Source organism: Tumebacillus flagellatus (genome assembly GCF_000714935.1).
GTDB classification, from domain to species: domain Bacteria; phylum Bacillota; class Bacilli; order Tumebacillales; family Tumebacillaceae; genus Tumebacillus; species Tumebacillus flagellatus.
The window spans coordinates 68,403-95,110 of sequence record NZ_JMIR01000015.1 but is presented as its reverse complement, the minus strand read 5'-3'; the positions used below and the strand labels follow the sequence as shown (position 1 = coordinate 95,110).

Sequence of the window (26,708 nt, the reverse complement as noted above, 5' to 3'; positions counted from 1 at the left end):
GGTCGGCGGGGAGGTGCGCTTTCGGGGGAAGTTGCTCTCTGAATTCGGCAACCGCCGCATCGCCGCGCATGTCGGCATGGTGTTTCAAGACCCGGAGAAGCAGTTGGTCATGACGGAAGTGGAGCGCGAAATCGCGTTCGGCTTGGAGAACGCACAAGTGCATCCGGCGGAGATGCGCCGCCGCGTGGCGGAGGTGCTGAATTTCTTCGATCTTGCCCCGTTGCGGCACAAGCGCACCGCCGACCTCTCCGGCGGCGAAAAGCAAAAAGTCGCCATCGCTTCGGTGATGGCGTTGCAACCGGACGTGCTCTTGCTCGATGAGCCGACGTCGCAACTCGACCCCGGAGCGGCGCAAGAGATTCTCGATTTGGTGAAGCGGCTCAATGAAGAACTGGGCCTCACCGTCGTGCTGGTGGAACAGCGCCTCGACCGCGTCGTTCACCTTGCCGACCGCGTGGTGGCGCTGCATCAAGGGCGGATCGAGTACGACGGGTCGCCGACCGGGTTTGCGCGCTTCGCAGCGGATCAACGCCCGGAATTGCTCGTGCCGGTGACGAAGCTGTTTGTCGAGGGCGGTCGTGCAGAGCGCCCGTTGACGGTGAAGGAAGCGCGGCAGATCGTGCGGCGCGAAGAGGGCGCGATGCAAGCGGCGTCTGCGTCGGACGAGCCCAAGCAACGGCGCGGGCTCTCTTCCAAACTCTCGCAAGTGATGCGAAACCTGTTTGGCGGAGGGAAGCTCGACCCGGCCGACGTGTTGCTGGAAGCGCGGGACGTGCATTTCAGCTATCCCGAGGGGCAGGACGTGTTGAAAGGCTTGCGCGTGAAGATCGGGCGCGGGCAGTTCACCGCCCTGCTCGGAGCGAACGGCGCGGGAAAAAGTACGCTGTTGCGCCACTTTGCGGCGCTCGCCAAACCGGAGGAAGGCAGGGTGTTTTTTGCCGGACGGGATTTGCGGGAGGTCGATCCCGCGGAGTTGGCGGGGAAGCTCGGCTATCTGTCGCAGAATCCGAGCGACTATCTGTTCCACGAGACGTTGCGCGAGGAGTGCGAGTTTTCGCGGAAGCTGGTCGGGCTGTCGGTCGGAGATGACGAAGGAGAGCGGGTCTTGCGGGATGTGGCGGAGAGTTTGGGACTTCTGGCGCATCTGGAACGCAACCCGCGGGACCTCAGCGGGGGAGAGCGGCAACGGGCGGCGCTGATGACCGTATTGGTGCAACAGCCGCACGCGTTGCTGTTGGACGAGCCGACGCGGGGGCTTGATTTCGGGCAGAAGGAGCGGCTTGGCGATTGGCTGACGGCGTACACGGCGGCCGGCGGGACCGTCGTGCTGATCACGCACGACATCGAATTTGCCGCGGAGTACGCCGGTCGGGTCTTGCTGCTGGACGACGGTCTCGTCGTCGCGGAAGGCACTCCGCAAGAGATGCTTACGCGCGGTCTGTTCTACTCCCCGCAGACGGCACGCGTCTTCCACGGCGTCCAAGAAGGTCTCGTCACCATCCGCGACGGCGCGGAGTTTTTGAAAAAAACGCCCGCCAGCGCATCGGGGCAGCGCGGCACGCAATTGGGCTCCGCATCGAACGATCTTGCCTTGCAACAGACTTCCAACGCGGAGGACTCCCGATGAAACGCCGACTGCTTTCTTGGCTTTTCGTCCTCCTCGCCCTCGGCGGCGTCTACGTCGCGTACACGCTTCTGCCCGACGGCGACCTGAACTGGTCGGTTGCGTCGCTCGTCTTGCTCCTGCTCGGGCTCGGACTTTTCTACTTGCGCTACGAACGCTCGCACGTCTCTTCCAAGGAGATTGCCGTCATCGCGTCTCTCGCGGCGTTTGCGGTCGTCGGGCGGATCATCTTCGCGCCGTTCCCGAACTTCAAGCCGACGACGTATCTCGTCATCCTCGCGGGCTACGTGTTCGGCCCGCGCGCGGGTTTCATGGTCGGCGCCACCGCTGCCGTCGTGTCGAACATCTACTTCGGCGAAGGGGGCTGGACCCCGTGGCAGATGCTCGCGTGGGGACTCGCCGGAGCCAGCGCCGGACTGTTCGGCAAATGGCGCGGCCCGCGCGTCACCTCCTACGAACTCGCCGCATTCGGCCTCGTATGGGGCTTTCTCTTCGGCTGGATCCTGAATCTCTGGACATGGCTGTCCACCGTCTACCCGTTGACGTTCAAAACGTGGCTGCTCACCAACACCTCTTCGCTGCTCTTCGACATCTCGCACGCCGCATCGAACGTCATCTTTGCACTCTTGCTGACCCGCCGCTTCCTGCCGATTCTCTGGCGGTTCCGAAAAAAACTAACTGTCACCACCCTGCAACCACTTCAACCCTTGGAGGTGCCGCCTCATGAAAACCGCAACTAAGACCGTCGCTGTCTCTCTGCTCGCTCTGAGTCTGTTCGCGCAACCGGCGCTTGCCGCGACCGCCAACGCGGGCGACCTCTCGATCGCCGATCAGCGCAACAGCGCTCTGAACTACCTCCATGACGCCCTGCAGAAAAACTCGTTCCACTACACCGTCGGCTGGCCGTCCGTCGCCCTCTACGCGGCAGGCGAATCTGTGACCGCGTCGAAGTGGAGCAACGCAGACGGCACGAACGGCGTCACGTACCGCGATTCGGAAGTCCGCCGCAACGTCAACCTCAGCGACGCGACCACCGACTTTGAAAGCACGTTGCTCGGTCTGCTCGCCGCAAACCAAAACCCGCGCGCGTTTGGCAAAAAAGACTTCGTCCAAGCCGTGCTCTCCTCGCAACGTCCGGACGGCAAATTTGCCGACACCATCTACGGCGACGGGGAAGACCTGCTGAACGCGCACATCTACGGCATTCTCGCGCTCTACTCGGCAGGGGTCGCGATCCCGAACGCCGACAAAGCCCGCGACTATCTGCTTTCCAAACAGCACGCCGACGGCGGTTTTAACTGGTCGGCGGGGACGGGCTCCAACCCGGACACGACGGCGTTTGCTCTGATCGCCATGAAAGCGCTGGGTCTGGACGCCGCCAACCCCTCCGTCCAAAAAGCCCTGACCTACCTCAAAAACATCCAAAACCCGAGCGGCGGCTTCTCCAACGAAGCAACGGACAACCCGGACTCCGCCGCCACGGTGCTGGAAGCGTTGATCTCCTACGGCATCGACCCGAAAAGCTACTCCAAGAACGGCCGCGACCTGTTCAGCTTCTTGAAGTCGTTTCGCACCGACAACGGCGGGTTTGCGTACACGCTTGGCGGCGACGCCAACGCGATGACCACGCAGAGCGTCGTCATGGCATACTCCGATCTGCTCAACAACAAAACGGTCTTCCAAAAACTCCACGACGAGAACGCCGTGAAATCGGCAACGTGGACGCCGGCGTTCCCGGACTTGCCGTTCTCGCACCCGTACTACGCCGATGACATCAAACTCGCCAACCTCGGCGTGATGGTGGGTCACACCGACGGCACGTACGGCACGAAGGAGCCGGTCACCCGCGAGCAATTCGCGAAGATCCTCGTCTCCGGCGCGCACTTGGACGACGAAGTGGGCGCGCCGACCCAGCAATTCTCCGACGTCGACGTTAACGGCTGGGCGAACCCGTATATCGCCGTCGCGCTGAAGCACAAGCTCGTCTACGGCACGTCGACGACCACCTACAACCCGCTCGGCGAGATCACGGGGGCGGAAGTGATGGCGATCCTCGTGCGGATGCTCGGCCCGCAATACGACCAAGACGCGCAAAGCCGCCCGAAAACCAACTGGTACGACGGCTACGTCTCGATCGCCAAGGAGCACAACCTGCTCTACCCGAACTTCAACGTCGACAAGCCCGCCACGCGTGCGGAAGTGGGCTACTCGTTCGTCCGACTCTACGACGACCAACTGAAAACCCGCTAACTGACAAACCCGCGGGCAAAAAAGAGTCCGTCAGCCTCGGAGGAAAACTCTCAGTGTACCGCTTCTGCAGGAACCGTTTATTTTTCCAAAAAAAAGAGAGTCCGTCACCCTCGGGAGTGGACTCTCTTTTTCTCTCATTCCGCATGTTCCGTCTGTTCCGTTCCTTGTTGTTCCAACTCAAGAATCTTGCGCGCCCGATCCATGATTTCAAGCAGGGTTTTAGAGTCTTCGTTCAAGGGGTTTTGTCCGGTGCGAAGCGAGTGGTTTTCCTCGGCGAGTTGTTGGAGCTGCACTTCCATCTCCATCACTTTCTGCTCCAAGAGGCGGGATTTCTCCTGCAGATTGAAGTATTCGCGTTCGTGGTTTTTCAGAGCGCGGATGATGCCGTCGAGCGACGTATCATCCAAGTCTGGACCATACACCCGACGCTGTTTGGCTTGTTGGCGGATGGTGAGGCGCTCTTTCTTGGCGGTCTTCGCCTCTTTGATGCCGTCTTCGTAATGCTTGCGGACGACACCGTTCCACCGATACCCACACGCAGCAGGTGTACGGCCCAGCAAGTTGGCCGATTCCACAAACGCATTGAGTTGCGTGCTGCCTTCGCGTATATGACGCAGAACAATTTCTGCTAACTTTCGGTCATCATCCGCCGTCCAAGCGTCTGAGCGGGTGGTCCAACGTTCAACTGTTTCCATCATATCGCCTCCAAAATCGTATACTACCTGTATGTCCCGTAGTTGGGAGATTGATACACTTCCAATCGTGAAATTTAGGTGTCTACTCCATTCATATGAGAGAGTCCGCTCAATCTGACACATTTCTTTGCAGAAACACAGAAAAAGTTTTCAAAAGGGAATTCCTTGACAGAAAACGAACATCTAAGGTATCATCTCGATAATTTAGGCTTCGATTCAGGAAGGGGAGAAACGCCATGACCAAAAAACTGATCGCATTGGATCTGGACGGCACGCTTTTGAACCGGGAGAAGCAAATTTCGCCTCGCACCAAGCGTGCGGTGCAACGCGCGGTCGTTGAGGGCCATCATGTTTGCATCGCCACAGGCCGGCCGTTTCGCTCCAGCGTGCAATACTACCGCGAACTGGGTTTGACCACGCCGATGGTCAACTTCAACGGAGCGCTCGTGCACCATGCCGACGATACCACTTGGGGGACCCACCACTTCCCGATGGAACGCGAGACGGCGTTTCGCATCTTGCAAGTGTGCGAACAGTTCCAAGCGGAGAACGTGATCGTGGAAGTGAAGGACGACTATTATCTGAAACAGCATGACGACAACTTGATTCGCTTCATGGGCGACGGACATTCGCCGCTCGGGATCGGGAACATTCCGGACTTGCTCACAGACCACCCGACGTCGGTGCTGATCTACCCGCAGAAAGAAACCGTCCACGAACTGCGCGAACACTTGTCTCAATTTCACGCCGACGTGATCGAACACCGCCTCTGGGGCGCGCCGTGGCACGTGATCGAAATCGTCAAAGCGGGCGTGAACAAAGCGACCGGCCTTCAAGTGATCGCCGACTCCCTCGGAATCGAGCGCGAGCACATCATCGCGTTTGGCGACGAAGATAACGACTTGGAAATGATCGAGTACGCCGGTTACGGCGTGGCGATGGGCAACGCCAACCCGATGCTCAAGAATGTCGCCAACCACATCACCGACACCAACGACAACGACGGCATCGCGTTCGTCTTGGAAAAACTGCTCTGACCCGATTCGGTCACGGCAGTTTTTTTGTGTCACGGGAGGAACTGGGCGAATACCCTGTAGGGAAAAAGGAGGGAAAGACCATGTACGGATTCTACCCGGCGCGCATGCCGCAGCCGGCGCAACCGCCTCGTCCCCCGGCGTTTCACGACCAGAACGCGTTTTTGCAAAGCACGCTCAAAGCGATCTTCAACGAACGCCAAGCGCAACTGAACTACCGCGCCCTCTACGCGCTCGCCGCCACCCCGTTTCAGAAAAAAATGATCCAGCACGCGCTCGACGACGAAATCAAACACGAGCGCCTGCTGACCCGCGTCTACCACACCTTGACCGGCCAGAACCCGCAAGTGCCGCAGCCGCAGCGGGCGACGGTCACGCAATTCAACGCCGGGGTGCGCGCCTCGTTTGAAGACGAATTGGAAGCGGCGGAACTCTACCGCTCGATGTATGTGAACACCCTGCTGCCGTGGCTGCGCGACATCCTCTTCGAGATCATGACCGACGAAAGCGAGCATGCCCAGCGCTTCACTTACATCCAAGCGGAACTGTAAACGTCCCAACTATTTGGAAAAAACGCCCAACTTTCGCAAGTTGGGCGTTTTTTATGGGAAACTTGCGGACGAGCAGGAATGAACAGGGGGACGGGCGTATATATAAATAAAAAACTTAGACGGTATACCGACACTTATTTGCTTAAAAAGATCGTTTACCGTCGGAAAAGTTCGAAAAAAGGGAGGGAGCATCATGTCGAACACACAGTTGCCCGTCGTGCCTTTTTTCAGCAATCCGTTGTTGCACCGCTTCTTGCAGTCCGCAGAGAACCGCAGGCTGTTCACCAACGTGATTTTAACCCGCAACGAAGCGGACCGTTTGGAGTTGGAAAGGCGATTCGCCGAACACTACTTTGAAATGCGCTTCCTCGGGTTTGTCCGCAAGCACATTCATTATGAAGCTCTGCACCTCTTGAACAAGTGCCGCGCCAAGGAAAGACAGGAAGCGCTGATCTTGAACACGCCGCTTGGCGACGAATCGGGCAGCCGGGAGCGCATTGAGCTCTTGGAAGACCCGGGGCTGTCGGTTGAGGAAACGGTCGTGGAGAGTTCGGAGGAATGGGTCGATCTGACCGGCAACCCGGCGTTGCATGAAGCGATTCAGGGGTTGACGCACAAGCAGCAGACGGTGCTGTACCTCCTGTACGTCAAGGAGCGCACAGAGGCAGAGGCCGCCCAAGAGTTGGGAGTTTCCCAGCAGGCGATCAACAAACTGAAACGGGCGTCGCTGGCCGTTCTGCGCGAGAAACTGGCGCAGGCGACGAGCGGGAGGTTGGTGGGGTTATGAAAGACGAATCGTTGCGCTCGTTGATTCTGCGCGCCAAGAGAGGGGACTCGGACGCGCTGGCGGAGATCGTGGAACGCTTTCGTCCCTTGATCAAAAAGTACACGCGCCAAGCAGCCGAGAGAGACGCGCATGACCTGGAGCAAGAATTGGTGATGCGGCTGATCGTGCTGGTTCGTTCTTATCGAGAGGAGTTGCCGTATGGATTCATGGAACTTGTGGAGCGGGAATGGGAGAAAACCCGCCGCCGCTCCAAATGAAACGTGATGCGTCTCGACCGGGGGTGGGGTCGGGGCGCTTTTTTTGCGGGCTGTTTTTGGGACTACTTTTGGTGGATGAACGGGAGGTTGTTGAATATGCATAGAGGTATGTCATTGAAAGACCTGAGAGCGGGTTGTATAATAGAGGTCATTATCCGAAGTTTTGTTAAGATTTTGTAAATATAGAGGCAGGGAGGGAGCAGGGTGACGGCCATCTGGCAGGATTTGTTGAAAGAGTTGTCCGTGATCGACATCGTCGCGGTGCGGTTGATCATCGCGTTTATTGCCGGTGCGATCATGGGGATGGAACGCGAGCGAAATTTAAAAGCCTCCCACACCGGAAGTGCGACGGGCGCTGGCTTTCGCACGTATTCGTTGGTCTGCCTCGGATCGTGCATGTATGCGTTGGCGTCGGAGTTCGGGTTTCCGACGATCGGTCCGACGATGGACCCCGGCCGCGTGGCGGCACAAGTCGTCGCGGGCGTCGGTTTTCTCGGGGCGGGCACGATCATCAAAGACAAGAGCGGATTCGTTCGCGGCTTGACCACCGCCGCCGGGCTGTGGGTGGCGGCGGCGATCGGTTTGATGATCGGTGCCGGCATGTATCTGAGCGGTCTGCTGTCTTCGTTGCTGGTGTTCGTGATTCTCGACGCGCACCATCTGTTCCCGCGCTTGTTCCGCAGATGGGGCTCGGCGGATACCGGCATGAACGAGCCGAACGATCATATGGGCGATGAAGACAGTCCGGATCAACCGAGGGAACGGCGGAAGGATTGCAAAGAGTAAAAAGTAAGAGTGTGTCGCATGAAGCGGCACACTCTTTTTTTGTTTGGCAAGGCGTGGTACACTTGGAAAAGCGATTGTTAACCTTGTGCTTTGTTTGGTTGACAAACGAACGGAGGTTGGGAAACGCATGGAATGGTTTAGTGTGCGAATGCGGGCGGCGGCGGGCGGGCCGCATGAAGCGGGCGGCTCGCATATCTCCGGCGGAGAGCGCTTGGTGCCTCCTTCCGAAGTGGAGTTCCGGGTGCAAGAGCTCGTCCGGCGCGCGCTCCTGCACGAGAAGGGAGAGCCCGACTTTCTCTGCGTAACGGTGGAGCGCGTGCCGCAGGAAGCCGTGCGGAGTCTGTCGGCGCTGCCGATTTCCAAGCGCGACGTGCGCGATCTGGAAGAGGGCCGCAGCGTTGCCGTTGAGATTTTGGCGGAAGCGGGGATTTCCCGCGAGGCGGCGTTGCGTGCGGTTGCGTGGCTTGCGCAAGGACCGGCTCCGGACGGCGGCGCGATGCGCGGGGCGATCGTGATGGACGCCGACACGGGCGAGCGGCTGGAAAGCGACCCGGCGCGCGGAGTTCGCGTGTCGCGCATCGACTGGCATCCGGACGAGTTGCCCGCTTGGCAAGACGAAGTGCGGCACCTCGGGATCGCCAACGAGCGCGTGGCGGAAGCGTTGGCGCTGGCGACGAAAGTGGTGCAGACGCCGGGCACGGTCGCCGAACTTTGCTGGTCGGACGATCCTGGCTATGTCACAGGATACGTGGCGTCGAAGCGGCACGGGTATGTGCGGATTCCGTTTTTGAAAGAGCGGGGGAGCCCGCTTGGAGGCAGGGTGTTTTTTGTCAGAGGGATTTCGACTGTCGAGGAATATGAAACGGCGTTGCAGACGCCGGTGTTGCTGAGAAGAGAGGAGAAGAAGCGTCATGACGTATGAGTATCAAGAGTTGGCAGAGAAGAGCCGCAAGCATCTGTGGAATTCGTTTACGCAAATGCAGGGGTACAACGAAGACCTGCCTGTGATCATCGAGTCGGGTGACGGCGTGAAGTTGCGCGACGTGACGGGCCGCGAGTTTTACGACGGCGTTTCGTCGATCTGGCTGAACGTGCACGGGCACAACGTGCCGGAGTTGAATGACGCGATCACGGCGCAACTGGGCAAGATCGCGCACTCGACGATTCTCGGCATGGCGAACGTCCCGGCGATCTTGGTCGCGGAGAGAATCGCCAACTTGACACCGCCCGGTTTGGAAAAAGTCTTCTATTCCGACTCCGGCGCCACGTCGGTGGAGATCGCCATCAAGATGGCGTTCCAATATTGGCAGCATCGGGGCCGGCCGGAGAAGCAGGCGTTCGTCACGATGAACAACGCGTACCACGGAGACACGATCGGCGCCGTTTCCGTCGGGGCGATCGACCTCTACCACAAAGCGTACTCGAAACTGTTGTTCCAGTCCTACCGCGTGGAGTATCCGTACTGCTACCGCTGCCCGCTGGGAGAAGAGCTGTCGACTTGCGCGTTCGCCTGCCTGCAGCAAGTGGAACAATTATTGGAAGAGAAAAGTTCCGAGATCGCCGGGTTCATCATTGAACCGATCGTCCAAGGAGCGTCCGGCATCATCACGATGCCGCACGGGTTTCTCGCCCGCCTGCGCGAGTTGTGTACGAAGCATGACGTGCTGATGATCTGCGACGAAGTTGCCACGGGGTTCGGCCGCACGGGCAAGATGTTCGCCTGCGAGTACGACGGCGTGTCGCCCGACATCATGTGCATGGGCAAAGGCTTGACCGGCGGCTATCTGCCGGTGGCGGCGACGGTGACGACCGATGAGGTGTACGACGCGTTTCTCGGGAGTTACGAGAGCGCGAAGACGTTTTTCCACGGGCATTCGTTTGCCGGGAACCAGTTGGGGTGTGCGGCGGCGCTGGCGAACTTTGAGCTTTTTGAAAAAAACGACTTGGTGCGCAACGTGGCTTTGAAATCGGAGCATGCGGCGGCCAAGTTGGAGAAGTTCCGCGAGTTGAAGCATGTCGGGGATATTCGCCAGCGCGGGTTGATGATCGGAATTGAGTTGGTGCGGGACCGCGAGACGAAGGAAGAGTATGAGTTCGGGGATAAGATCGGGCTGATCGTCTCCCGCCGCGCCTGCGAGTTGGGCATGATCATCCGTCCGCTCGGCAACGTGGTGGTGTTCATGCCGCCGCTGGCTTCGACGGTGGAAGAGTTGGACGCGATGATCGACATCCTGTATGAAGCGATTGCGGACATCACGGAGCGCGGCGTGCGCGTGCGTTCGGAGAAGTTGCCGTATGGACTTTAAGCGCGAGTTGGAGGGCATTCGCGAGGCGGGGCTGTATCGGAGTTTGCGGCGGATGGAAAGCGCGTCGTCGCGGACGGTGCGGGTGGAAGGGCGCGAGATGCTGATGTGCGCGTCGAACAATTATCTGGGCTTGGCGGATCATCCGCTGTTGCAGGAGACGGCGATGGAAGCGATCCGCCGCTTCGGCACGGGGTCGGGCGGGTCGCGGTTGACGACGGGCAACACGGCGTTGCACGAGAGTCTGGAGCGCGAGTTGGCGGCGTTTAAAGGCACGGAGGCGGCGGTGCTGTTCAACACCGGGTACATGGCGAACGTCGCCGCGCTGACCGCGCTGGTCGGGGCGGGAGATTTGATTCTGAGCGACCGCCTCAACCACGCCAGCCTGATCGACGGCGCACGCCTCTCCCGTGCGGAGGTGCAGGTGTATGAGCATTGCGACCTCGATGATCTTGAAAAAAAAGTATCTTCGGCGCGTGAAGGGAGCATGTCCACACGTGAGGAGCTCACCGGAGCTACCGCCCTTGATGAAGGGGACTCTACGCGCGGTTCTCAGGGACGGTATCGCCGGATCTTGATCGTCACGGACGGTGTCTTCTCGATGGACGGAGACATCGCGCCGTTGCCTGACATCTGCGATCTTGCGGAGCGCTGGGGCGCGGACGTGATGGTCGACGATGCACACGCCACGGGCGTTTTGGGCGCCAAGGGCGCGGGCACGGCCGATCACTTCGGCTGTCAACATCGCGTGGCGGTGCAGATGGGCACGATGTCGAAAGCGCTGGGTGCCGAGGGCGGGTACATCGCGGGGAGTCGGGAGATGATCGAGTTTCTGATCAACCGGGCGCGACCGTTCATTTTTTCCACGGCGCAGAGTCCGGCTGTGATCGGCGCGGTCTTGGCGGCGTTGCAGATCGTGCAAAGCGAACCGGAGCGCCGCGAGAGCTTGTTGCGCCGGGCAACGCGTTTGCGAAACGAAATGCTGGCGGCGGGCTTTGACGTGTTGCCGGGCGAGACCCCGATTCTCGGCGTCGTGCTGGGCGAAGCAGACCGTGCGGTCGCGTTCGCCCGCGAACTGGAGGCCCAAGGCGTGTTCGCTCCCGCCATCCGCCCGCCCACCGTGCCAGCAGGCACGTCCCGTATTCGCCTGACGCTCACGGCGGCGCATACGGATGAAGACGTCGGCACCATCACAGATGCCTTCACGAACGCGCGCCAAGCGCTCTCCACACACGCGCTGTAGAAGCCCATGAGGGAAAGTTTCTTTTTTACCATCATCAAGAGGAGGCGAGAGACATGTCTCTGTTCATCACCGCCACCGACACGGGGGTCGGCAAAACGCTGATCACCGGCGGCATCGCGCATGCTTTGCGCGAGCGAGGTCTGGATGCGGGCTGCTGGAAGCCGATGCAGTCCGGCGAATTGGCGCACGACCCGGCGGGCGACGCGATGCGGCTGAAAACGCTCGGCCTGCTTCCCGACACCCCCGAGCAGATTTGCGGCTGGGCGTTCGCGGAACCGCTCGCTCCGCGCTTGGCGGCTGAGCGCGCGGGCGTGAATCTCTTCCGCCGCGACTTGCTTTCCAAGTTTGAGGAAATCAAACCGCTGCACGACCACTGGCTGATCGAAGGCGCGGGGGGAATCGCCGTCCCGCTCACGTCCGACACCCGCGTCGTCGACCTCGCCCGCGAACTGGGCGATCCCGTTCTGATCATCGCACGCGCCGGACTTGGCACCGTCAACCACACCGTGCTCACCGTCCGCTTCGCCGAACAGTGCGGCCTGCGCGTCGTCGGCGTGATTCTCTCCGGCGGCGGGCGACCGGATGCCGAAATGAGCGAGCCGTTCAACGCCGCGTACATCGAGGAATACGCAGGAGTCCCGATTCTCGGAGCCGTCCCGTGGCTCGGCGACGCGCCAACTCCCGAACTCATCCGCGAAACGGTCGAGCGCCGTGTCGACATCGACCGGCTGGCGCGGTTTCTCTTCGGCGGAGATTGATCGCCGACACACCATCATTCGTTCTAAATTGAGAGGAGTCCAAAAACCATGACCACAACCACCCAAATCAACTACCGCGAACTCGCGCATGGAGTGCTCGCAGGCCACCAACTCACCAAGGAAGAAGCGCTCGCGCTGCTGCAAGCGCCGGACGAAGACCTGCTCGACATCATGCACGCCGCTTACATCATCCGCAAGCACTACTACGGCAACAAAGTCAAATTGAACATGATCATCAACGCCAAGTCCGGCCTCTGCCCGGAAGACTGCGGCTACTGCTCGCAATCGATCGTCGCCAATACACCGGTGGAAAAATACGCGATGCTCAACAAAGAATCGATCCTCGCCGGCGCCCGAGAAGCGATTAACCGCAAAGCGGGCACGTACTGCATCGTCGCATCGGGCCGCCGCCCGTCCGACAACGAACTGGACGGCGTGATCGAAGCGATCAAAGAAATCCGCGAAACCACCCAACTGAAGATTTGCGCCTGCCTCGGCTTCCTCAGCGAAACGCACGCGGGCAAACTCGCCGACGCGGGCGTGCACCGCTACAACCACAACTTGAACACCGACCAATCGAACTATGAGAACATCTGCTCCACGCACACCTACGACGACCGCGTCGACACCGTGCAAAAAGTCAAAGCGTCCGGCATGTCGCCGTGCTCCGGCGTGATCATGGGCATGGGCGAATCGGAGCAAGAACTTGTCAACGTGGCGTTCTCCATCAAAGCGCTCGACGTCGACTCCATCCCGGTCAACTTCTTGAACTCGATCGACGGCACGCCGCTGGAGGGCGTCCAACACCTCAACCCGCGCAAATGCCTGAAAGCGGTCGCGATGTTCCGCTTCGTCAACCCGACCAAGGAGATCCGTCTCTCCGGCGGCCGCGAAATCAACTTGCGCTCTCTGCAATCGCTCGGCCTGTACGCGGCAAACTCGATCTTCGTCGGCGACTATCTGACCACGCAAGGGCAAGAACCGACGGCAGACTGGGGCATGATTTCCGACTTGGGCTTTGAAATCGAAGAATGCGCGTTGTAATCGACGGGTAACAGACTTGCATCTGCCCTTCGTATAGTCTAGTCTAAGAGTGTTACCATATCTTCGGAGGAAGAAAGGAGAGTGCACATGGAAGCTAAAGCGATTAAAACGGTCTTGGGGCTGGTCACCAACCTGATGTTCTCGACGAGAATCGGTGAAGTGGCAAGCACGATGGGCGGGCTTGTGACTCTTGTGTCGTCGAATGAGGAACTGGAGGAGAAGCTGGACATTCACCCGTCGTTGATCATCTTGGATCTGACGGCTGTGCAACCGGGTTGGAAAGAAGCGGTCGCCAAAGCGAAAGCAGCCGGAATTCCTGTGCTCGCTTACGGACCTCACGTGGATGTGGAGGCTCACGAAGCGGCAACGGAAGCCGGATGCGACGAGGTGTTTGCCAACTCGAAGTTCCGGGTCGACCTCCCGAACATCTTGAAAAAATACCTCGCCTAACCCGCGACATCAAAAACCGACCCCTTCAAGCGAAGGGCGTCGGTTTTTTCGCATCGGACATGCGTTTGATTCAATTACTGCTGCGGATGGCAGACTTCGGTGCAGATCATCTCGCCCGCCCCGCTGTTGACGATGCGGCAGGAAACGCCCGTCGGGACGTACATGATCGAGCCGGGTGCCACATCGACCACTTCTTCGGTGCCGTTGTTGAGGTGGAACTGGCCGGAGCCGGAGAGACAGACATACACTTGATCGCCCGGACGGGTGCCTTGGTAGTTCATGGCTTGTCCCGGACGGAAGTAGTATGTGTTGGTGGTCAAGTCGGCTCCGGTGAAATTGTTCACTTTGCCGACTCCTTGCTCTTCAAATGCAGGGTTGTTGAATACAGTTTCCGCGCGGTTCATAACGGTCCATCCTCCTTCAAAAAAAGCCTGTGACGGTAGTGTTTGCAGAAGTGACGGGCATTATGAACCGTTTTGTCGTTCATGATGCTCTGCTCCTTTTTCGTTTTGTGTCTGCAAAATTCCCTGTAGAATCACCTGAAGTCCCCAGCGAAAACGATCCTGTGTCGACGTGTCTCCGGAGAACAGGGTTTCTCCCAGCGCCGTAATCTGCGGATATCGGGCGGGATCGGCGGACTGGTAAGAGGCTTTGATGGAGGCCAACTGGTCGGTGCCTTGTTTTTTCCAAGAGACATGTTCAAAGGCAACAGAGGAGACGTAGAACAGAATCAAGTCCACTCCCCAGGCCGCAGCCGTCGTGCGGATGCCTCCCTCCGCCAAGGCGGAGAGAATCGTCTCGGTCAACCGAAGCGAGTGTTCTCCCATCGGGAGAGTGGTGAGAGCTAACTCCGCGAGGCCGGGATGCTCAAACAACAAGTGCAGATACGCGGTCAATACGTCAAACAACCGCTCCTGCCAAGGTACTCCTGCGCCATCGGGATAGCGCAATTCACCCATCCCGTGATCGAGCACGAACGCGCTTAATTCTTGCAGATTTTTGACGTAGACGTACAGGGAGGAAGGCCCCGTATCCAGCGCTTTGGCCACTTTGCGCATACTCATTCCCGACATGCCTTCGTCCTTGAGTAAGCGGTAGGCAGTTTGTACGATCAACTCATGACTGAGCGGCTCCTTCGCCGGTCGTGATCGGCGACTTACAACGGTACGGTTGGTATTCATCATACTTCCTTATAACACGTCGGCCGGACCTTCGACAATCGGCGGCGTTTCTTCAAATTGAGACATCATCTCGCTGAGTTTTGCGGCGGCATTGTCGGAGAAGCACAGTCTGAGGCTCTCATCTGACTGACGGGCTTTCTCGGACGAGTATGCGTACATGTTCTGCTCATAAGAAGCGACTGCCTCGGCGATCGTTTTCTGTTCGTGGATCGCATTCGCCAGCTCCGCCGCATCGAGCAGGGCGAGGTTCACGCCTTCGCCCGCAAACGGCGACATGAGGTGAGCCGCGTCTCCGATCAGCGTCACGCCCGGACGGCGTTCCCACGTATAGCCGATCGGAAGCATGTAGATTCGTCGCGGCAAAATCGTGTCTTCCGCACAGCGGATGTAGTTTTTCACTCGTTCGTCCCAGTCGTGGAACAAGTCCAACAGACGGCGTTTGGCTTCGGTCGGTTGATCAAATGGGATGCCGCAAGTCTCCAGCCAATCTTGCTGTACCTGCAAGCTGACATAGACCCGAATGCGTCCGTCTCCGTTGAGTTGTCCGATGATGCATTTGTGATCTCCCATGGCGAACATCTTTCCGCGCTTGTTGAATTCCGCGAGATCGGGATGCGTTTTAGCCGCCTCTGGAATGTGCAGCTCCACCATCGTAACTCCACTGTATTCGACTTCGGTGTCGGAGAGCAAGGCGCGAACACGGGAGAACGCGCCGTCTGCTCCCACCAGTAAATCGACTTCCTCGACAGCCCCGTTGGCAAACCTCAATTGCGTCGACCCGTTGTCGAGCGGCACCGCTTCTTCCAGTTGATGTCCGTACCGAATGCAAGAGGTGTCGAGGGACTCGAGGATCAACTTGCTCAGGATGCCGCGGTCGATTTCCGGGCGGTCCCCAGGGTTTTCGTCGTCAGCGGTCTCGTCAATGTAAAAGGTTCCGCTATTGTCCAAGACACGGAAATCTTGATCCCCATAACGGGCAAGTTCCGAAAACTTCTCGTACAATCCTGCATCTCGGAGGGCTTTCTGCCCGGATTCTTCGTGAATGTCCAACGATCCCCCGCTCTCAGCGTTCAGGTCATGGGGCGCCCGTTCGTACACGACAGGTTGAAGCCCGCGGCGTTGCAAAAGCAAAGCCAACATCAGCCCGCCGGGACCTGCGCCGATGATGGCAATGCGTTTCTGTTTCGATAAGGTCGACATGTGATACACTCCCTTCCAGATTGACGAACGGTGTTCGTTCATGTGACTGTTATACCACGAACGAACGGTGTTCGTAAAGAACGATGTTCGTTTGGCTCGGCAAACAAAGTGTGTTATTTTTGAGTCGTGAGGAGGCATTTCATGATTCCTGACTCTTTGGCTCCAGATTTGCAAATCTTATTTATCGGCTACAACCCTTCGCTTCGCTCAGGCGAAGTCGGGCATAATTACGCAGGCAAGAACAACCGCTTTTGGAAGCTGCTCCACGAAGCGGGGCTGACCGAGCGGCGCATGAGCCCGACGGAAGACCATGATCTGCTCTCCGTCGGATACGGCTTCACCAACATCGTCGCCCGCCCGACGCGCCGCGCCGACGAGATCACCAAGGACGAGTACGCCGAAGGACGGAAGTTGCTGGCGGAAAAACTGCGGACATACCGCCCGAAGATCGCCTGCTTCGTCGGCAAGGGCGTCTACGAACAATACGCGTTGCGGAAAAACATCCTCTGGGGCGTGCAACCTCAGTCCACCGTCGACGGCGTGCTCGATTTCGTCGCGCCCTCTTCCAGCGGACTCGTCCGCATGCCGTACCCGGAACTTCTGGCGATCTACCAAGAACTCAAAAAACTGATAGAATGAAGAGAAAATGTAACACACAAAGGAGATGAACTCCGTGGTTCTGCTCACCACCTGTCCCGTCAGCGACCGCCACTTGGCGGCGATTCGGGAAATCGCCCCCGACCTCGACGTTCGCGTTTTCCAAAACATCGAAGCAGCGTTCCAAGACTTGCCGGACGCTGAGATTCTGATTACATACGGTGAAGACCTCACCCCGGAGCACATCAAGCGCTGCACGAACCTCAAATGGATCATGGTGATCTCCGCCGGCCTTGAACTGATGCCGTTCCCGGAGATCGACGAGCAGAACATCCTCGTCACCAACGCCAAGGGCATCCACAAAGGCCCGATGTCCGAATACACGCTCGGGATGATCTTGATGTTCTCCCGCCGCTTCGTCACCCTCTATCAAAACCAAACGAAACAGCTCTGGGACCGCACGATCCGCATCGACGAACTGGCGGGCCAGACGCTTGGCATCATCGGCGCGGGAGCGATCGGCTCCGAGATCGCCCGCAAAGCCAAAGCGTTCGACATGCACGTCCTCGGCATGACGGCGAGCAAGCGGGAAGTGGAGGGCGTCGACGAGATGTTTGACGCCGACGGCCTCGACGAAGTGTTGAAGCGCAGTGACTACGTCGTCGTCATCGTTCCGCTTACCGAACAAACCAAGGGCATGATCGGCGCGCGCGAAATCGGGCTGATGAAGGAATCGGCCGTTCTGATCAACATCGCCCGCGGGCAAGTGGTCGACGAAGACGCGCTGCTGCAAGCGCTGCGTGAACAGAAAATCCGCGGGGCGGGCTTGGATGTTTTTGTCGAAGAACCGCTGCCGCAATCGCATCCGTTCTGGGGTTTGGACAACGTCGTGGTCACGCCGCACTTGTCTTCCCGCTCGCCGAAGTACATGGAGCGGGCGCAAGAGATCTTCCAGCACAACTTGCGCGTCTTCACCACTGGCGCCGGCGAGATGATCAACGTCATCGACACGAAGAAAGGCTATTGAGCCGAGGCAAGCAGATCCAGCACACCGAAGGAGTGACACCATGAAGTTTACCGGCTTTGAACCTCAAGACTTTGACCTGTTCGCCATCGAGGGGTTGGAGCCGCGCATGGAGGCGTTGATTGCCCATTTGCGCGTCAAACTGACCCAACTGGGCGAAGACTTTGTCCCGATTCTGTCGGAGTTGACCGGCGACGAGATGTTCGCTCATGTCGCCAAGCACGCCCGCCGCACCACCAACCCGCCGCACGACTCCTGGGTGGCGTGGAGCAAGAACAAAAAAGGGTATAAGATGTACCCGCACTTTCAGATCGGCGCGTGGCAAACGCACGCGTTCGTCCAGTTCGGCCTCATCTACGAATCTCCCATGAAGGGCGTGTTCGCCGAGCAGATGATCGAGAATTTGGACGAGATCAAAAAACAGATTCCGAACCATTATCTCTGGTACCCGGACCACATGAACCCAAGCGGGATGGTCATGTCGGAAATGGAGCAGGAGGATTATGAGCGCATCGCCCGTCGACTGGCGAATCAGAAGAACGGCGAAGTGATGATCGGCATCAAAATCCCCCGCGACGAAGCGATTCAACTGTCGCCGGAAGCGTTCACGGCGAAGGCGACGGAGACGTTCCGGACGCTGGCTCCGCTGTATCAGTTGGCGTTTTCCACCGTGCAAGCCTAAAGCAAGTTGAGGAATTTCGAGACACCGTCCAAGTGCGTGACGGTGTCTTTTTTGTCGGATGATTTGTCGAATGTAAGCGAAACCTAAGAACCTTCGTCGTATAAATTAATAGTTTTAGAATATCTATTGAAGTCTACGTGACGTCGTCCTATAGTAAGAGTCACAGAACCACTTTGAGAAGAGGAGGAGGAAACAGCGTGGAGTCAACCGTACCTGTTCGGACGATTGAAGAGTTGCACCAAGAACTGCAGAAGCTGGAGCCATTGGTGGAGTCTCAACCGGAAGAAGCTCTCGAAATGATCGGCGACGTGATCGCCGATTGGGAGAAGCTCGTACGGCAGACCAACGACTTCCCTCTAGGTCTTCGCATCGCCGAGCTGTTGGAGAAAGTCCAACATTTCTGGCTCGCACTCTCTTGGTATCACTGGTGGTTGGAAGCGCAAGACGGCACCGCCGATTCTGTCACCCAACTGCGCGTGATGCGCTCCAAAGGCCGAGTGTACATCCGGCTTGGCATGTACCAAGACGCGCTGCAAATTCTCCAAGAGGTCGAAGGGATGATCCCGACCACTCCCGGTTCGCTTGATCTGCCGGTGCTCTGGCAAAACCTCTCGATGGTGCAAAACCAACTGGGGCACTACGAATCGGCGCTTCAGTACGCGGTGGAAGCTCTCAAACAGTTCCATAGCTTAGGAGAGACACACCGGGCGAGCATCGTCGAGTTCATGATCGGCACCAACCTCAAATCGCTCAAGCGGTTCGAAGAATCATTCAGGTATCTCACGAGTTCGCGTGACGGGCTGGAGCAGCACAGAGATTATTTCCACCTCGCGCGCGCTTGGCACAATTATGCGGAATTGATGAGGGATTGGGGACGAACGGAAGAAGCGGTCGCCGCATGGCGAATGTCGCTGGAAATCAAAAAACGGACCCAAGATCACGCTGGACAGGTCAACACGCTGCTCTCCATCGCCGAATACTTTATCAGTCGGTCGGATTGGCATGCTGCCCTGCGCTACGTCACCCAAGCGTTTCCTTTGTGCCACCAACACAGACTCTACGACCAAGAAGTGACTTCCTTAGATTGTTGGGCCACGATTCTGTTTGCGCTCGGGAGGACTTCCGAGCTGGAAGTGGTGGCAACTCGTGCTGCACACCTGCGAGAAAGTGTGACCGTCAAACATCAAGTGATCATGCTGATACACAAAGTGTCCGAGTACTTTCGACAGGTCGGTCGTGATGATCTGGCCGGGCAGTATGGCAGCAAAGCAGTCCAAAACCAAAGTTGAGGGAGGAATTTCCGATGAAACTGAAAGTTTGGATGGGGATCGCAGTGTTGAGCAGTCTTCTGATCGCAGCAGCAGGCGCTGTTTTGGTGGCAGCGGATGACCATCCGCTTCCGATGTCTAGTACCAACCAAGTCGCGGCGGATGATCCGCCGCTTCCGATGGCACCCAAAGCGGGTTAATAAAAAAACAAAGCAGAAGGTCCAGACCTTCTGCTTTTTACTGTCATCACATATCATGTAAGGCGATGTCATTTTTCTAGAGCCGCAACGGTTCGGTGGACAGGAGGAGTTGATCAGCCGTATGATTCCCCAATTTTTGACGAAGACCCGAAGACAAGAGGATGGACAAGACCAAGGCGGGCTCGCGGCTGTCGATGTTGATGGCGCTGTGGACCACTTGGCCTTGGATGATGAGGCTTTGTCCGCTGCGGTACACCTTCCGCTCCGCTCCGACGGACACTTCGACTTGCCCTTGCAAAAGCACGCTGATTTCGCGCCCGCTGTGGGTGTGCGCCGAAATTTGCGTGCCGGGCTGCATTTGTAACAAGAACACTTCCGCCGTCTCGGATTCCGCAAGAAAATCAATCTCAATCCCGTGCTTTTTCAATACTTCGACAATGTTCGACGCAGAATTCGACTGCGAGGGCTCTTCGGGAGAGCCTGATTTGTTGAAGAGCACCGTAAATCGGTACAAGAGGAAGAAGATCAACCAGTCGGCGATATAGGAACAAGCGATGCTCCACCAATCTTTGTGGACCATCCATCCTTGGAAGACGAACAGCGTCTCCAAGAGGATGACGGCAAGCGTCCAAGTCATAAAGTAACGGACTTGGCGGTTTGGAGACGGCATGTATTGCAAGAACAAGTAGGCGGTCACCGGGTACACGCCGAAATCGTCGATGAGACGGATCGCCAAATACGGCATCCACCCGGTCGTATCGTGATACGTCCACAACGGATAATGGTCGGTGACCGAATCGCTCGTCAAGCTCATCACCATGGAGAGGAGTACGGCAGGCAGCAGTCTTCTCCATTGACGAAGATCTCCAAACTTCCAAAACGCCGCCCAAGATACCAAAAACAAAATCAGAAACGGCATATCGGAAACCCCTTCCTCAATTAACATCCTAAGTGGCGGTGAAGAACACTGTTATCATTGCCGAAATCGAGTCGGATATTGCATTCGCGTACAGACGATAATAGGAACGAGGAGGTGTTCCGCAATGTTAGATCATAATCGACACGAGGAACCGTCGATCGCACCCGGTCTGGAAGACGATGAACTGCAGCGGGAAGCGACGCAAGAAGAGAAAGCGCAAGGCGATACGACGATGGTGACCACGTTGTCTCTAGATGAAAACGACAACGGGTCGCGCAATTCATCGGAGTCCTAAAACCGCGCAGGTGCGCGGCTTTTTTTGTTATGGTAAGATAGAGGGTACAAATTTCTAGCAGTTGATTTAACGGAGCGGGGAGTGGGGAAGCGTCGTGAAGGTCCACTTTTTCCATACAAACGATGTGCACAGTCACTTTGAAGAATATCTGCAAGTCGCCACCCAACTGCGCCGCCACCGGGCAGACGTTGCGGCGCAAGAGGAGATCGCTTTCACGTTCGACATCGGCGACCACGCCGACCGCAAACGCATGGAGACGGAAGGGACGCTCGGCCGCACCAACGCCGCGCTGCTGCGGGCGGTGGGTTATGACGCCTGGGTGTTTGGCAACAACGAAGGTTTGATCTTGCCGAAAACCTCGTGGCCGGACTTGGTGCGTGAATCGGGCGCGCCGGTGCTGGCTGCGAATTTGTTTGATGAAGAAACGCGCGAGGCGTATCCGTTTTTTGATCCGTATCTGGTGTTTGAGCGCGGCGGATTGCGGGTAGCGGTGTTTGGCGTCACGGTTGCGTTTTCTGATTTTTACAACATGCACGGAGTGTTTGCCGAACATCCGCGCGCGACGTTTGAACGCTTGCTGCCGGAGATTCAAGCACAGGGCGCCGATCTGATCGTGTTGCTTTCTCATCTCGGTTTGGGCGCCGACCGCCAAATCGCCGAGGAAGTGCCGGGCATCGATTTGATCCTCGGCGGGCACACGCACCAAGTGACACCGGAGCCGGAATTGGTCGGCAACACGTGGATTTGTCAAGCGGGCTGTTACGGCGCGTTCTACGGCCATGTGGAGATCGAATGGGACGAAGGGACGCGCACGCTGCAAAACGTCAGCGGCGGGGCGATTCCCCGCGACCGCGAGCTGATTCCGGACGAGGACTTGACCGGCTTGCTGAGCGAGTGGCAAGAGCGGGCGGCGGAGGAATTGAGCCAAGTCGTCGTGGAGTTGCCGGAGGAGATCGGGCACCGCTTGCTGGGGAACTCGCCGCTGGCGCATCTGTTGACCGACGGAATGCGCGCGTTGTCGGGGGCGGATGTCGCGTTGCTCAACGGCGGGATGTTCAACCACGGACTGTTGCCGGGGCCGTTTACGCAGCAGGATCTGCTGACATGCTTTCCTTCGCCGTCGCTCACGTGCATCGTGGAGATCACGGGAGCGCAGTTGCTGTCGGTTCTGCGCAAATCGCTGTTGCCGGGCTACTTCGAGCAAGTCGGCAAGGGCTATGGATTCCGCGGGCACTACATCGGCGGCTTGCAGGTGTCGGGCTTGCGGATTCGCGCCGTGGAAGTCGGAGCGTATCAATTTGAGTTGCACGCCGAGCACGACGGGGTATCGATTGAAGCGGACGCGTGGTACAGCGTTGCGATCTGCGATTATCTGTACTTCTCGCCTGTGTTTGAAGAGTTTAAGCAAGGGCGTTCGGCACGCTTTCAGTTGCCGTTTTTGCGCGAGTTGTTGGCGCAGGAATTGGTGCGGCGCAGAGATCGGGAGTATGTCGAGGACCGCTGGTTTTTTGAAGAGGTGGGCGCATGACGGAAGAGAAGAAACGCCCGGCTCTGCCGCGCGTGCCGACGCGCAAGATTCTCGATACGCTGCGCGAATGCTATCCGGACGCGCATTGCGAGTTGGATTTTCGCAATCCGTTTGAGCTGCTTGTCGCGACGATTCTCTCGGCGCAGGCGACCGATAAGAAAGTCAACCAGATCACGGGTCCGCTGTTTGCGAAGTATCCCGGACCGGAGGAACTCGGCAGCCTCACGCAAGCGCAATTGGAGCAAGAGATTCGTGAAATCGGTCTCTATAAGAACAAAGCCAAAAACATCTTGGAAACCTGCCGCCTGCTGATGGATCGCCACGGAGGGGACGTGCCGGATCGAATGGAGGATTTGGTGCAATTGCCGGGTGTCGGGCGCAAGACGGCGAACGTCGTGCTCTCCAACGCGTTCGGCGTGCCGGCGATGGCGGTCGATACGCATGTGCTTCGCGTCTCCAACCGCATCGGACTGGCCGCCGGAGACGATCCGTTGGTCGTCGAACAGCAATTGACGAAGCGCATTCCGAAACGCGAGTGGTCGGATGCGCATCATTGGTTGATCTGGCATGGACGCCGCGTGTGCGACGCCCGCAATCCCAAGTGCGGAACGTGTGCGTTGACGGAGTTTTGCCGACACTATCGAGGGTTGGGGCGCGCGGGGACGAGAAAAAAGACCGGCGTCTGAATAGACCCGGTCTTTTTTCGTATACATAGTGGAGGGGGAGTTGTCTCCCCCGTTCAGCGGCGGGCGGTTTTCTTGACCGGCACTTCGCCGTTCTGGACAGCGAAGAGGTTCTCTTCGTCGTCCATTTCGATGCGGATCGGAGTGTTGCAGTACATGCACCCGTCCTCCATCCCCATCACTTTCGTCATGCGATGGCAGTTCGGGCACTCCAGCGTCGGGATCTTCATCGACATGGCGCCGACGCGGAAGTAGATGAACACGCTCACCAAGATCATGATCGTCCCGATCACCAGCGCGAAGGGGAGGATCGCAGCGGAGAACACGCCTAAGTACATGATGAAAAATGCCGCAAAGATAAGCGCGAGCGCTACGGTGCGCAAACGGTTCAGTCTCAACGTGAACCATCCTTTCTATTCGAACGATTCTCTACACATGCTACCCGATTCTCTCCCGATTGTCCAATAGGAGAGACTTTTCAGACAGGGGAAAGGAGGCGGTTCCCATCGCGTTGCGAGTAAGTGAAGCACTACGTACAAATCCTTGGCGGACGGCGTTTTGGGTGCTGACGGCGCTGGTGCTGGCGGTGCTCGCCGCCGCGATGTACTTCTGGTTTTCGATTACGTCTCCGGGAGTTTCGGAGTCGAAAGGGCTCACAAACGGTCCGCCGCCCGCCGGCGGCATTCCGATTCAAGCGACGGTGCCGCTGGCGTCGATCAACCAATTTGTCGACCGCCAGCTGCAACAGAAAGAAACGCCGCTCCAAGGGGTGCAGCTCGGGTTTGATCAGAAGTTGCTGCGCGTGGATTCGAAGCTGACGTTTTTCGGCCGCGTGATGGACATACGCATCTGGATGAAGCCGGAAGTGCAACCGAACGGCGACGTGCGCTTGGTGGCGGAAGAGTCGAAGATCGGTGATTGGTCGATTCCGCTCAAGACGCTGTTCGGCGTGCTGGAAGGCATGCCGTGGCCGCAGTGGGTGCACATCCAGCCGGAGCAGCATCTGCTGGACGTCAAGCTTTCGGAGAAGAGCGGCGGCGGACCTGTCTATCGGGTGAAGAACATCGACACGTCGGGCGGCAAGATTCAGATGGAAATTCTGCTCGACTGAGGTGCGAACAAACACGAACAAATGCGAACAAACGTTCTTGCGTAATGCGAACATATGTGCTATTCTTGGGGTACCGAAACTCCAAGACATACAGACGTCATGTCAGTCACCAGGGGATCGGTGGAGCGGCATGGCGTCTTTTTTTGATCCATTCTTATGTAAGAGACAGTCAAGGGACAAAGGGAGGCAATTGTTTTGATCGTAAGACCACGCGTAGTACTCGACCCCGGTCATGGCGGCTGGGAGAACGGGTTTGGCTCGGGAGCCATTGTAGAGAAGGACGTCAACCTCGCTGTCTGTTTGCAAGTGCGGGACTTGCTGGAGGCGGAAGGCGTGCGGGCGCTGATGACCCGCGAGGAGGACGTGGAGATGTCGGCGTTGCGCCGAATCGAATTTGCCAACGCGCAGCAAGCGGATCTGTTCGTGTCTTGGCATTGTGATTATCTGGAAGACCCCACCGTGCGCGGGCTTTCCCTGTGGGTGGAGAGCCGTTGCACCGATCCGTGGCAGATGATGATCTTTGAGCAGTTGGGCGAACGCATCTCGGGCGTGACCAACCAAATCTCGTTGGGCGTGTTCCAGATGCGGGATAAAGTGTTGAACGCGGTGGAGGCACCGTCCGTGTTGATCAAGGGCGGGTTTCTCTCGCATCCGGAGGAATTGGCCGATTGTGTGAATCCGCAGTTTCAGAAATTGCAAGCGCAAGGAGCCGCTGAAGGCATCCTCTATGTGTTGAAACAGATGCTGCCGTTGCAGCCGAGATAATTTTTTTCTAACTACGTGGGCAATCTTGTCCCTGAAACGAGTACGTTTGTGCACGGAAGTAAGTGAGTGGGTGATGGAAAGTCAGAAGAATTGAAGTCAGAACAATTGAAGGAGGAAGTTTGAACATGGCATTGTTGGTGCTGGACCCGGGTCATGGCGGGCGCGATTCTGGCGCTCTTGGTCAGAATCTTCGGGAAAGTGATGTGAATTTGCGCGTCTCGCTGTTGTTGCGCGATGCGCTGGTGCGCTCGGGCGTGCGGGTGTTGATGACCCGCGAAACCGATACGGAGCGCGTGCCGGATGTCGCGGTCGGCGTGGATTTGAAAGCGCGGGCGATGCTGGCGAACACGTATGCGGCCGATCTGTTCGTGTCGTGGCACTATGACGCGGGGAGCAACCCTGATGTGTTCGGGGTGGCGGCGTGGATTCACCCGTCGCAGAAGGACAAGCCCTGCTATCACAAGGCCGAGTTGATCGCGCAAAGCATCGCGGCAAGCAGCGGGCAGAAGAACCGCGGCGTGTACTTCGGGGATTTTCAAGTCCTGCGGGACACGATGATGGACGCGGTGTTGATCGAGGGCGGGTTTATCACGTGTCCGGCGGAAGAAGAGAAACTGGCGAGTGAAGCGTTTCTGCGCCTGCAAGCCGAGGGCGCGGCGAAAGCGCTGTGCCGGATTCTCGGTGCGGTGTATGTCGAGCCGAAAGTTGCGGGTTCTGCGGAACCGGCAACTGCGTTGGAGCCGGAAACGGTGCACGTGTTGCTCGACGGGAAGCCGTTGCATGAATTGGGGCGCTTGATCGACGGCCGGACGTACGTGCCGGTGCGGGAGATCGCCGAACTGCTCGGCTGTTCGGTGCAATGGGACGGCTCGACGCAGACGGTCAACGTGACGAAGGTGGGGTGAGGAGAGGATGGATTTGCAGTTGAACACCGTGGTGCATGATGCGCTGTTGCTGCTGTTGCAGATTGCGGTGTTTGTGGCGATTGGGTTGTTGCAGAAGTGGAAGGCGCAAGCGGTGGAGTATTACACGAAGCACAGCACGACGCAACAGCGGGAATGGTTGCGGATGGTGGGGAACGAAGCGTTCCACTATGCCGAGCGCGTGTTTGCGACGTTTGACGGGCCGGGGAAACTTAATGAGGCGGTCAAGTACGTCCTCGACCGTGCGGATTTCCACGGCATCCACGTCACGTACCCCGAAGTTCGCGCCGTGATCGAGAAGGCTTGGTCGGAGTTCCAAGTGCAACAACAGCCCGGCGGCACCGAACAAGTCGCGTAAGTTTATGTAAGGAGCGAGCCTTTCCCTGCGGGTTTGCTCGATGTGAAAGCCAGTGAGCCTCTCCCTGGGGGCTTGTTGGAGGTGAAGTCTCGCGAGCCCTTTCCTGAGGGTTTGCGGATGTGTGAGTGTACTTTGGTTTTTGGACGAATGCATGGAGAAGCGGCACGCCCGGAGGAGGGGTGCCGCTCTTTT

Annotated in this window: 32 protein-coding genes; 26 read left to right on the top strand and 6 right to left on the bottom strand. The window is 58.0% G+C overall.

Annotated elements, in window-relative coordinates; translation table 11 throughout:
* The 3 genes from EL26_RS11750 to EL26_RS23750 all read left to right on the top strand — a co-directional run.
* Nucleotides 1-1,627 (top strand): ABC transporter ATP-binding protein (locus EL26_RS11750; protein WP_152559252.1); only part of this gene is annotated, 1,627 nt, incomplete at its 5' end.
* Nucleotides 1,624-2,364 carry an ECF transporter S component gene (locus tag EL26_RS11745; RefSeq protein WP_038088671.1) on the top strand — a complete coding sequence of 247 codons (741 nt, stop codon included), beginning with the start codon at nt 1,624-1,626 and terminating at the stop codon, nt 2,362-2,364. The genes EL26_RS11750 and EL26_RS11745, both read left to right, overlap by 4 nt.
* Nucleotides 2,348-3,874: an S-layer homology domain-containing protein gene (locus tag EL26_RS23750; protein ID WP_052036286.1), complete on the top strand. Its 1,527-nt coding sequence runs from the start codon at nt 2,348-2,350 to the stop codon at nt 3,872-3,874. Before EL26_RS11745 ends, EL26_RS23750 begins: the two co-directional genes overlap by 17 nt.
* A gap of 134 nt (nt 3,875-4,008) precedes the next feature.
* Here EL26_RS23750 and EL26_RS11735 read toward each other — a convergent pair whose 3' ends face one another.
* Entirely contained in the window at nt 4,009-4,569 is a 561-nt protein-coding gene (locus EL26_RS11735; protein WP_038088668.1) for an RsfA family transcriptional regulator, read from the bottom strand.
* Nucleotides 4,570-4,805: 236 nt separating this feature from the next.
* Here EL26_RS11735 and EL26_RS11730 point away from each other — a divergent pair, with 236 nt between their 5' ends.
* The 11 genes from EL26_RS11730 to EL26_RS11680 all read left to right on the top strand — a co-directional run bounded on the left by EL26_RS11730 (nt 4,806) and on the right by EL26_RS11680 (nt 13,782).
* Entirely contained in the window at nt 4,806-5,606 is an 801-nt protein-coding gene (locus EL26_RS11730; protein WP_038088665.1) for a Cof-type HAD-IIB family hydrolase, read from the top strand.
* Nucleotides 5,607-5,686: 80 nt separating this feature from the next.
* Entirely contained in the window at nt 5,687-6,154 is a 468-nt protein-coding gene (locus EL26_RS23745; protein ID WP_052036285.1) for a ferritin-like domain-containing protein, read from the top strand.
* 193 nt (nt 6,155-6,347) lie between these two features.
* Nucleotides 6,348-6,941, top strand: a complete 594-nt coding sequence (locus tag EL26_RS11720) for a sigma factor-like helix-turn-helix DNA-binding protein (protein WP_038088663.1) — start codon at nt 6,348-6,350, stop codon at nt 6,939-6,941.
* Nucleotides 6,938-7,198 carry a helix-turn-helix domain-containing protein gene (locus tag EL26_RS11715; RefSeq protein ID WP_038088661.1) on the top strand — a complete coding sequence of 87 codons (261 nt, stop codon included), beginning with the start codon at nt 6,938-6,940 and terminating at the stop codon, nt 7,196-7,198. Before EL26_RS11720 ends, EL26_RS11715 begins: the two co-directional genes overlap by 4 nt.
* A gap of 204 nt (nt 7,199-7,402) precedes the next feature.
* The gene (locus tag EL26_RS11710) at nt 7,403-7,984 is read left to right on the top strand and encodes an MgtC/SapB family protein (RefSeq protein ID WP_052036284.1); all 582 of its coding nucleotides are present in this window, start codon (nt 7,403-7,405) and stop codon (nt 7,982-7,984) included.
* A 127-nt stretch (nt 7,985-8,111) separates the two neighbouring features.
* Nucleotides 8,112-8,906 carry a 6-carboxyhexanoate--CoA ligase gene (locus EL26_RS11705; RefSeq protein ID WP_081857148.1) on the top strand — a complete coding sequence of 265 codons (795 nt, stop codon included), beginning with the start codon at nt 8,112-8,114 and terminating at the stop codon, nt 8,904-8,906.
* Nucleotides 8,896-10,290: an adenosylmethionine--8-amino-7-oxononanoate transaminase gene (bioA, locus tag EL26_RS11700; RefSeq protein WP_052036283.1), complete on the top strand. Its 1,395-nt coding sequence runs from the start codon at nt 8,896-8,898 to the stop codon at nt 10,288-10,290. The genes EL26_RS11705 and bioA overlap by 11 nt, the downstream gene beginning before the upstream one ends.
* The gene (locus EL26_RS11695) at nt 10,280-11,530 is read left to right on the top strand and encodes an aminotransferase class I/II-fold pyridoxal phosphate-dependent enzyme (protein WP_038088656.1); all 1,251 of its coding nucleotides are present in this window, start codon (nt 10,280-10,282) and stop codon (nt 11,528-11,530) included. The genes bioA and EL26_RS11695 overlap by 11 nt, the downstream gene beginning before the upstream one ends.
* Before the next feature lie 53 nt (nt 11,531-11,583).
* Nucleotides 11,584-12,288: a dethiobiotin synthase gene (gene bioD, locus EL26_RS11690; protein ID WP_038088652.1), complete on the top strand. Its 705-nt coding sequence runs from the start codon at nt 11,584-11,586 to the stop codon at nt 12,286-12,288.
* 48 nt (nt 12,289-12,336) lie between these two features.
* Nucleotides 12,337-13,332, top strand: a complete 996-nt coding sequence (gene bioB, locus EL26_RS11685) for a biotin synthase BioB (RefSeq protein ID WP_038088649.1) — start codon at nt 12,337-12,339, stop codon at nt 13,330-13,332.
* 87 nt (nt 13,333-13,419) lie between these two features.
* On the top strand, nt 13,420-13,782 hold the full coding sequence (locus EL26_RS11680; protein ID WP_038088647.1) for a hypothetical protein: 363 nt from the start codon (nt 13,420-13,422) through the stop codon (nt 13,780-13,782).
* Between the two features lie 74 nt (nt 13,783-13,856).
* Here the strand turns inward: EL26_RS11680 and EL26_RS11675 are convergent, their stop codons facing one another.
* The 3 genes from EL26_RS11675 to EL26_RS11665 are packed head-to-tail and all read right to left on the bottom strand — an operon-like array spanning nt 13,857 to nt 16,163.
* Nucleotides 13,857-14,186, bottom strand: coding sequence for a cupin domain-containing protein (locus EL26_RS11675; protein ID WP_038088645.1), 330 nt, complete (start codon nt 14,184-14,186; stop codon nt 13,857-13,859).
* 60 nt (nt 14,187-14,246) lie between these two features.
* On the bottom strand, nt 14,247-14,966 hold the full coding sequence (locus EL26_RS11670) for a TetR/AcrR family transcriptional regulator C-terminal domain-containing protein (protein WP_052036282.1): 720 nt from the start codon (nt 14,964-14,966) through the stop codon (nt 14,247-14,249).
* 6 nt (nt 14,967-14,972) lie between these two features.
* Nucleotides 14,973-16,163, bottom strand: coding sequence for an FAD-dependent oxidoreductase (locus EL26_RS11665; protein WP_052036281.1), 1,191 nt, complete (start codon nt 16,161-16,163; stop codon nt 14,973-14,975).
* A 141-nt stretch (nt 16,164-16,304) separates the two neighbouring features.
* Between EL26_RS11665 and EL26_RS11660 the strand changes: the two genes are divergently transcribed.
* The 5 genes from EL26_RS11660 (at nt 16,305) to EL26_RS25505 (ending at nt 19,934) form a co-directional block, all read left to right on the top strand.
* Nucleotides 16,305-16,802, top strand: coding sequence for a mismatch-specific DNA-glycosylase (locus EL26_RS11660; protein WP_038088642.1), 498 nt, complete (start codon nt 16,305-16,307; stop codon nt 16,800-16,802).
* 34 nt (nt 16,803-16,836) lie between these two features.
* Nucleotides 16,837-17,787, top strand: coding sequence for a D-2-hydroxyacid dehydrogenase (locus EL26_RS11655; RefSeq protein ID WP_038088639.1), 951 nt, complete (start codon nt 16,837-16,839; stop codon nt 17,785-17,787).
* Nucleotides 17,788-17,827: 40 nt separating this feature from the next.
* Nucleotides 17,828-18,466, top strand: coding sequence for a YktB family protein (locus tag EL26_RS11650; RefSeq protein WP_038088636.1), 639 nt, complete (start codon nt 17,828-17,830; stop codon nt 18,464-18,466).
* A gap of 197 nt (nt 18,467-18,663) precedes the next feature.
* Entirely contained in the window at nt 18,664-19,755 is a 1,092-nt protein-coding gene (locus EL26_RS11645; RefSeq protein ID WP_038088634.1) for a tetratricopeptide repeat protein, read from the top strand.
* A gap of 14 nt (nt 19,756-19,769) precedes the next feature.
* Nucleotides 19,770-19,934 (top strand): hypothetical protein, encoded by a 165-nt coding sequence (locus tag EL26_RS25505; protein ID WP_161780715.1) that lies wholly within the window; start codon nt 19,770-19,772, stop codon nt 19,932-19,934.
* Between the two features lie 76 nt (nt 19,935-20,010).
* Here EL26_RS25505 and EL26_RS11640 read toward each other — a convergent pair whose 3' ends face one another.
* Nucleotides 20,011-20,853 (bottom strand): cupin domain-containing protein, encoded by an 843-nt coding sequence (locus EL26_RS11640; RefSeq protein ID WP_038088631.1) that lies wholly within the window; start codon nt 20,851-20,853, stop codon nt 20,011-20,013.
* A 124-nt stretch (nt 20,854-20,977) separates the two neighbouring features.
* Between EL26_RS11640 and EL26_RS25810 the strand changes: the two genes are divergently transcribed.
* The 3 genes from EL26_RS25810 to nth all read left to right on the top strand — a co-directional run bounded on the left by EL26_RS25810 (nt 20,978) and on the right by nth (nt 23,362).
* Nucleotides 20,978-21,148 (top strand): hypothetical protein, encoded by a 171-nt coding sequence (locus EL26_RS25810; protein ID WP_162835161.1) that lies wholly within the window; start codon nt 20,978-20,980, stop codon nt 21,146-21,148.
* A gap of 94 nt (nt 21,149-21,242) precedes the next feature.
* Nucleotides 21,243-22,676 (top strand): bifunctional metallophosphatase/5'-nucleotidase, encoded by a 1,434-nt coding sequence (locus EL26_RS11635; protein WP_038088629.1) that lies wholly within the window; start codon nt 21,243-21,245, stop codon nt 22,674-22,676.
* Nucleotides 22,673-23,362 carry an endonuclease III gene (gene nth, locus EL26_RS11630; protein ID WP_052036279.1) on the top strand — a complete coding sequence of 230 codons (690 nt, stop codon included), beginning with the start codon at nt 22,673-22,675 and terminating at the stop codon, nt 23,360-23,362. The genes EL26_RS11635 and nth overlap by 4 nt, the downstream gene beginning before the upstream one ends.
* A 53-nt stretch (nt 23,363-23,415) precedes the next feature.
* Here nth and EL26_RS11625 read toward each other — a convergent pair whose 3' ends face one another.
* Nucleotides 23,416-23,757, bottom strand: coding sequence for a DUF2614 family zinc ribbon-containing protein (locus tag EL26_RS11625; RefSeq protein WP_052036278.1), 342 nt, complete (start codon nt 23,755-23,757; stop codon nt 23,416-23,418).
* Nucleotides 23,758-23,870: 113 nt separating this feature from the next.
* On the opposite strand from EL26_RS11625, the gene EL26_RS11620 reads away from it, so the two are divergent.
* The 4 genes from EL26_RS11620 (at nt 23,871) to EL26_RS11605 (ending at nt 26,516) form a co-directional block, all read left to right on the top strand.
* Nucleotides 23,871-24,470 carry a DUF2140 family protein gene (locus EL26_RS11620; protein WP_161780714.1) on the top strand — a complete coding sequence of 200 codons (600 nt, stop codon included), beginning with the start codon at nt 23,871-23,873 and terminating at the stop codon, nt 24,468-24,470.
* A gap of 195 nt (nt 24,471-24,665) precedes the next feature.
* Complete coding sequence (locus EL26_RS11615) at nt 24,666-25,235, top strand: N-acetylmuramoyl-L-alanine amidase family protein (RefSeq protein WP_038088623.1); 570 nt, start codon at nt 24,666-24,668, stop codon at nt 25,233-25,235.
* 125 nt (nt 25,236-25,360) lie between these two features.
* Nucleotides 25,361-26,140, top strand: coding sequence for an N-acetylmuramoyl-L-alanine amidase (locus EL26_RS11610; RefSeq protein WP_038088620.1), 780 nt, complete (start codon nt 25,361-25,363; stop codon nt 26,138-26,140).
* 7 nt (nt 26,141-26,147) lie between these two features.
* A complete protein-coding gene (locus tag EL26_RS11605) occupies nt 26,148-26,516 on the top strand; it encodes a phage holin, LLH family (RefSeq protein ID WP_038088617.1) in 369 nt (122 codons plus the stop codon).
* Nucleotides 26,517-26,708: the final 192 nt, after the last annotated feature.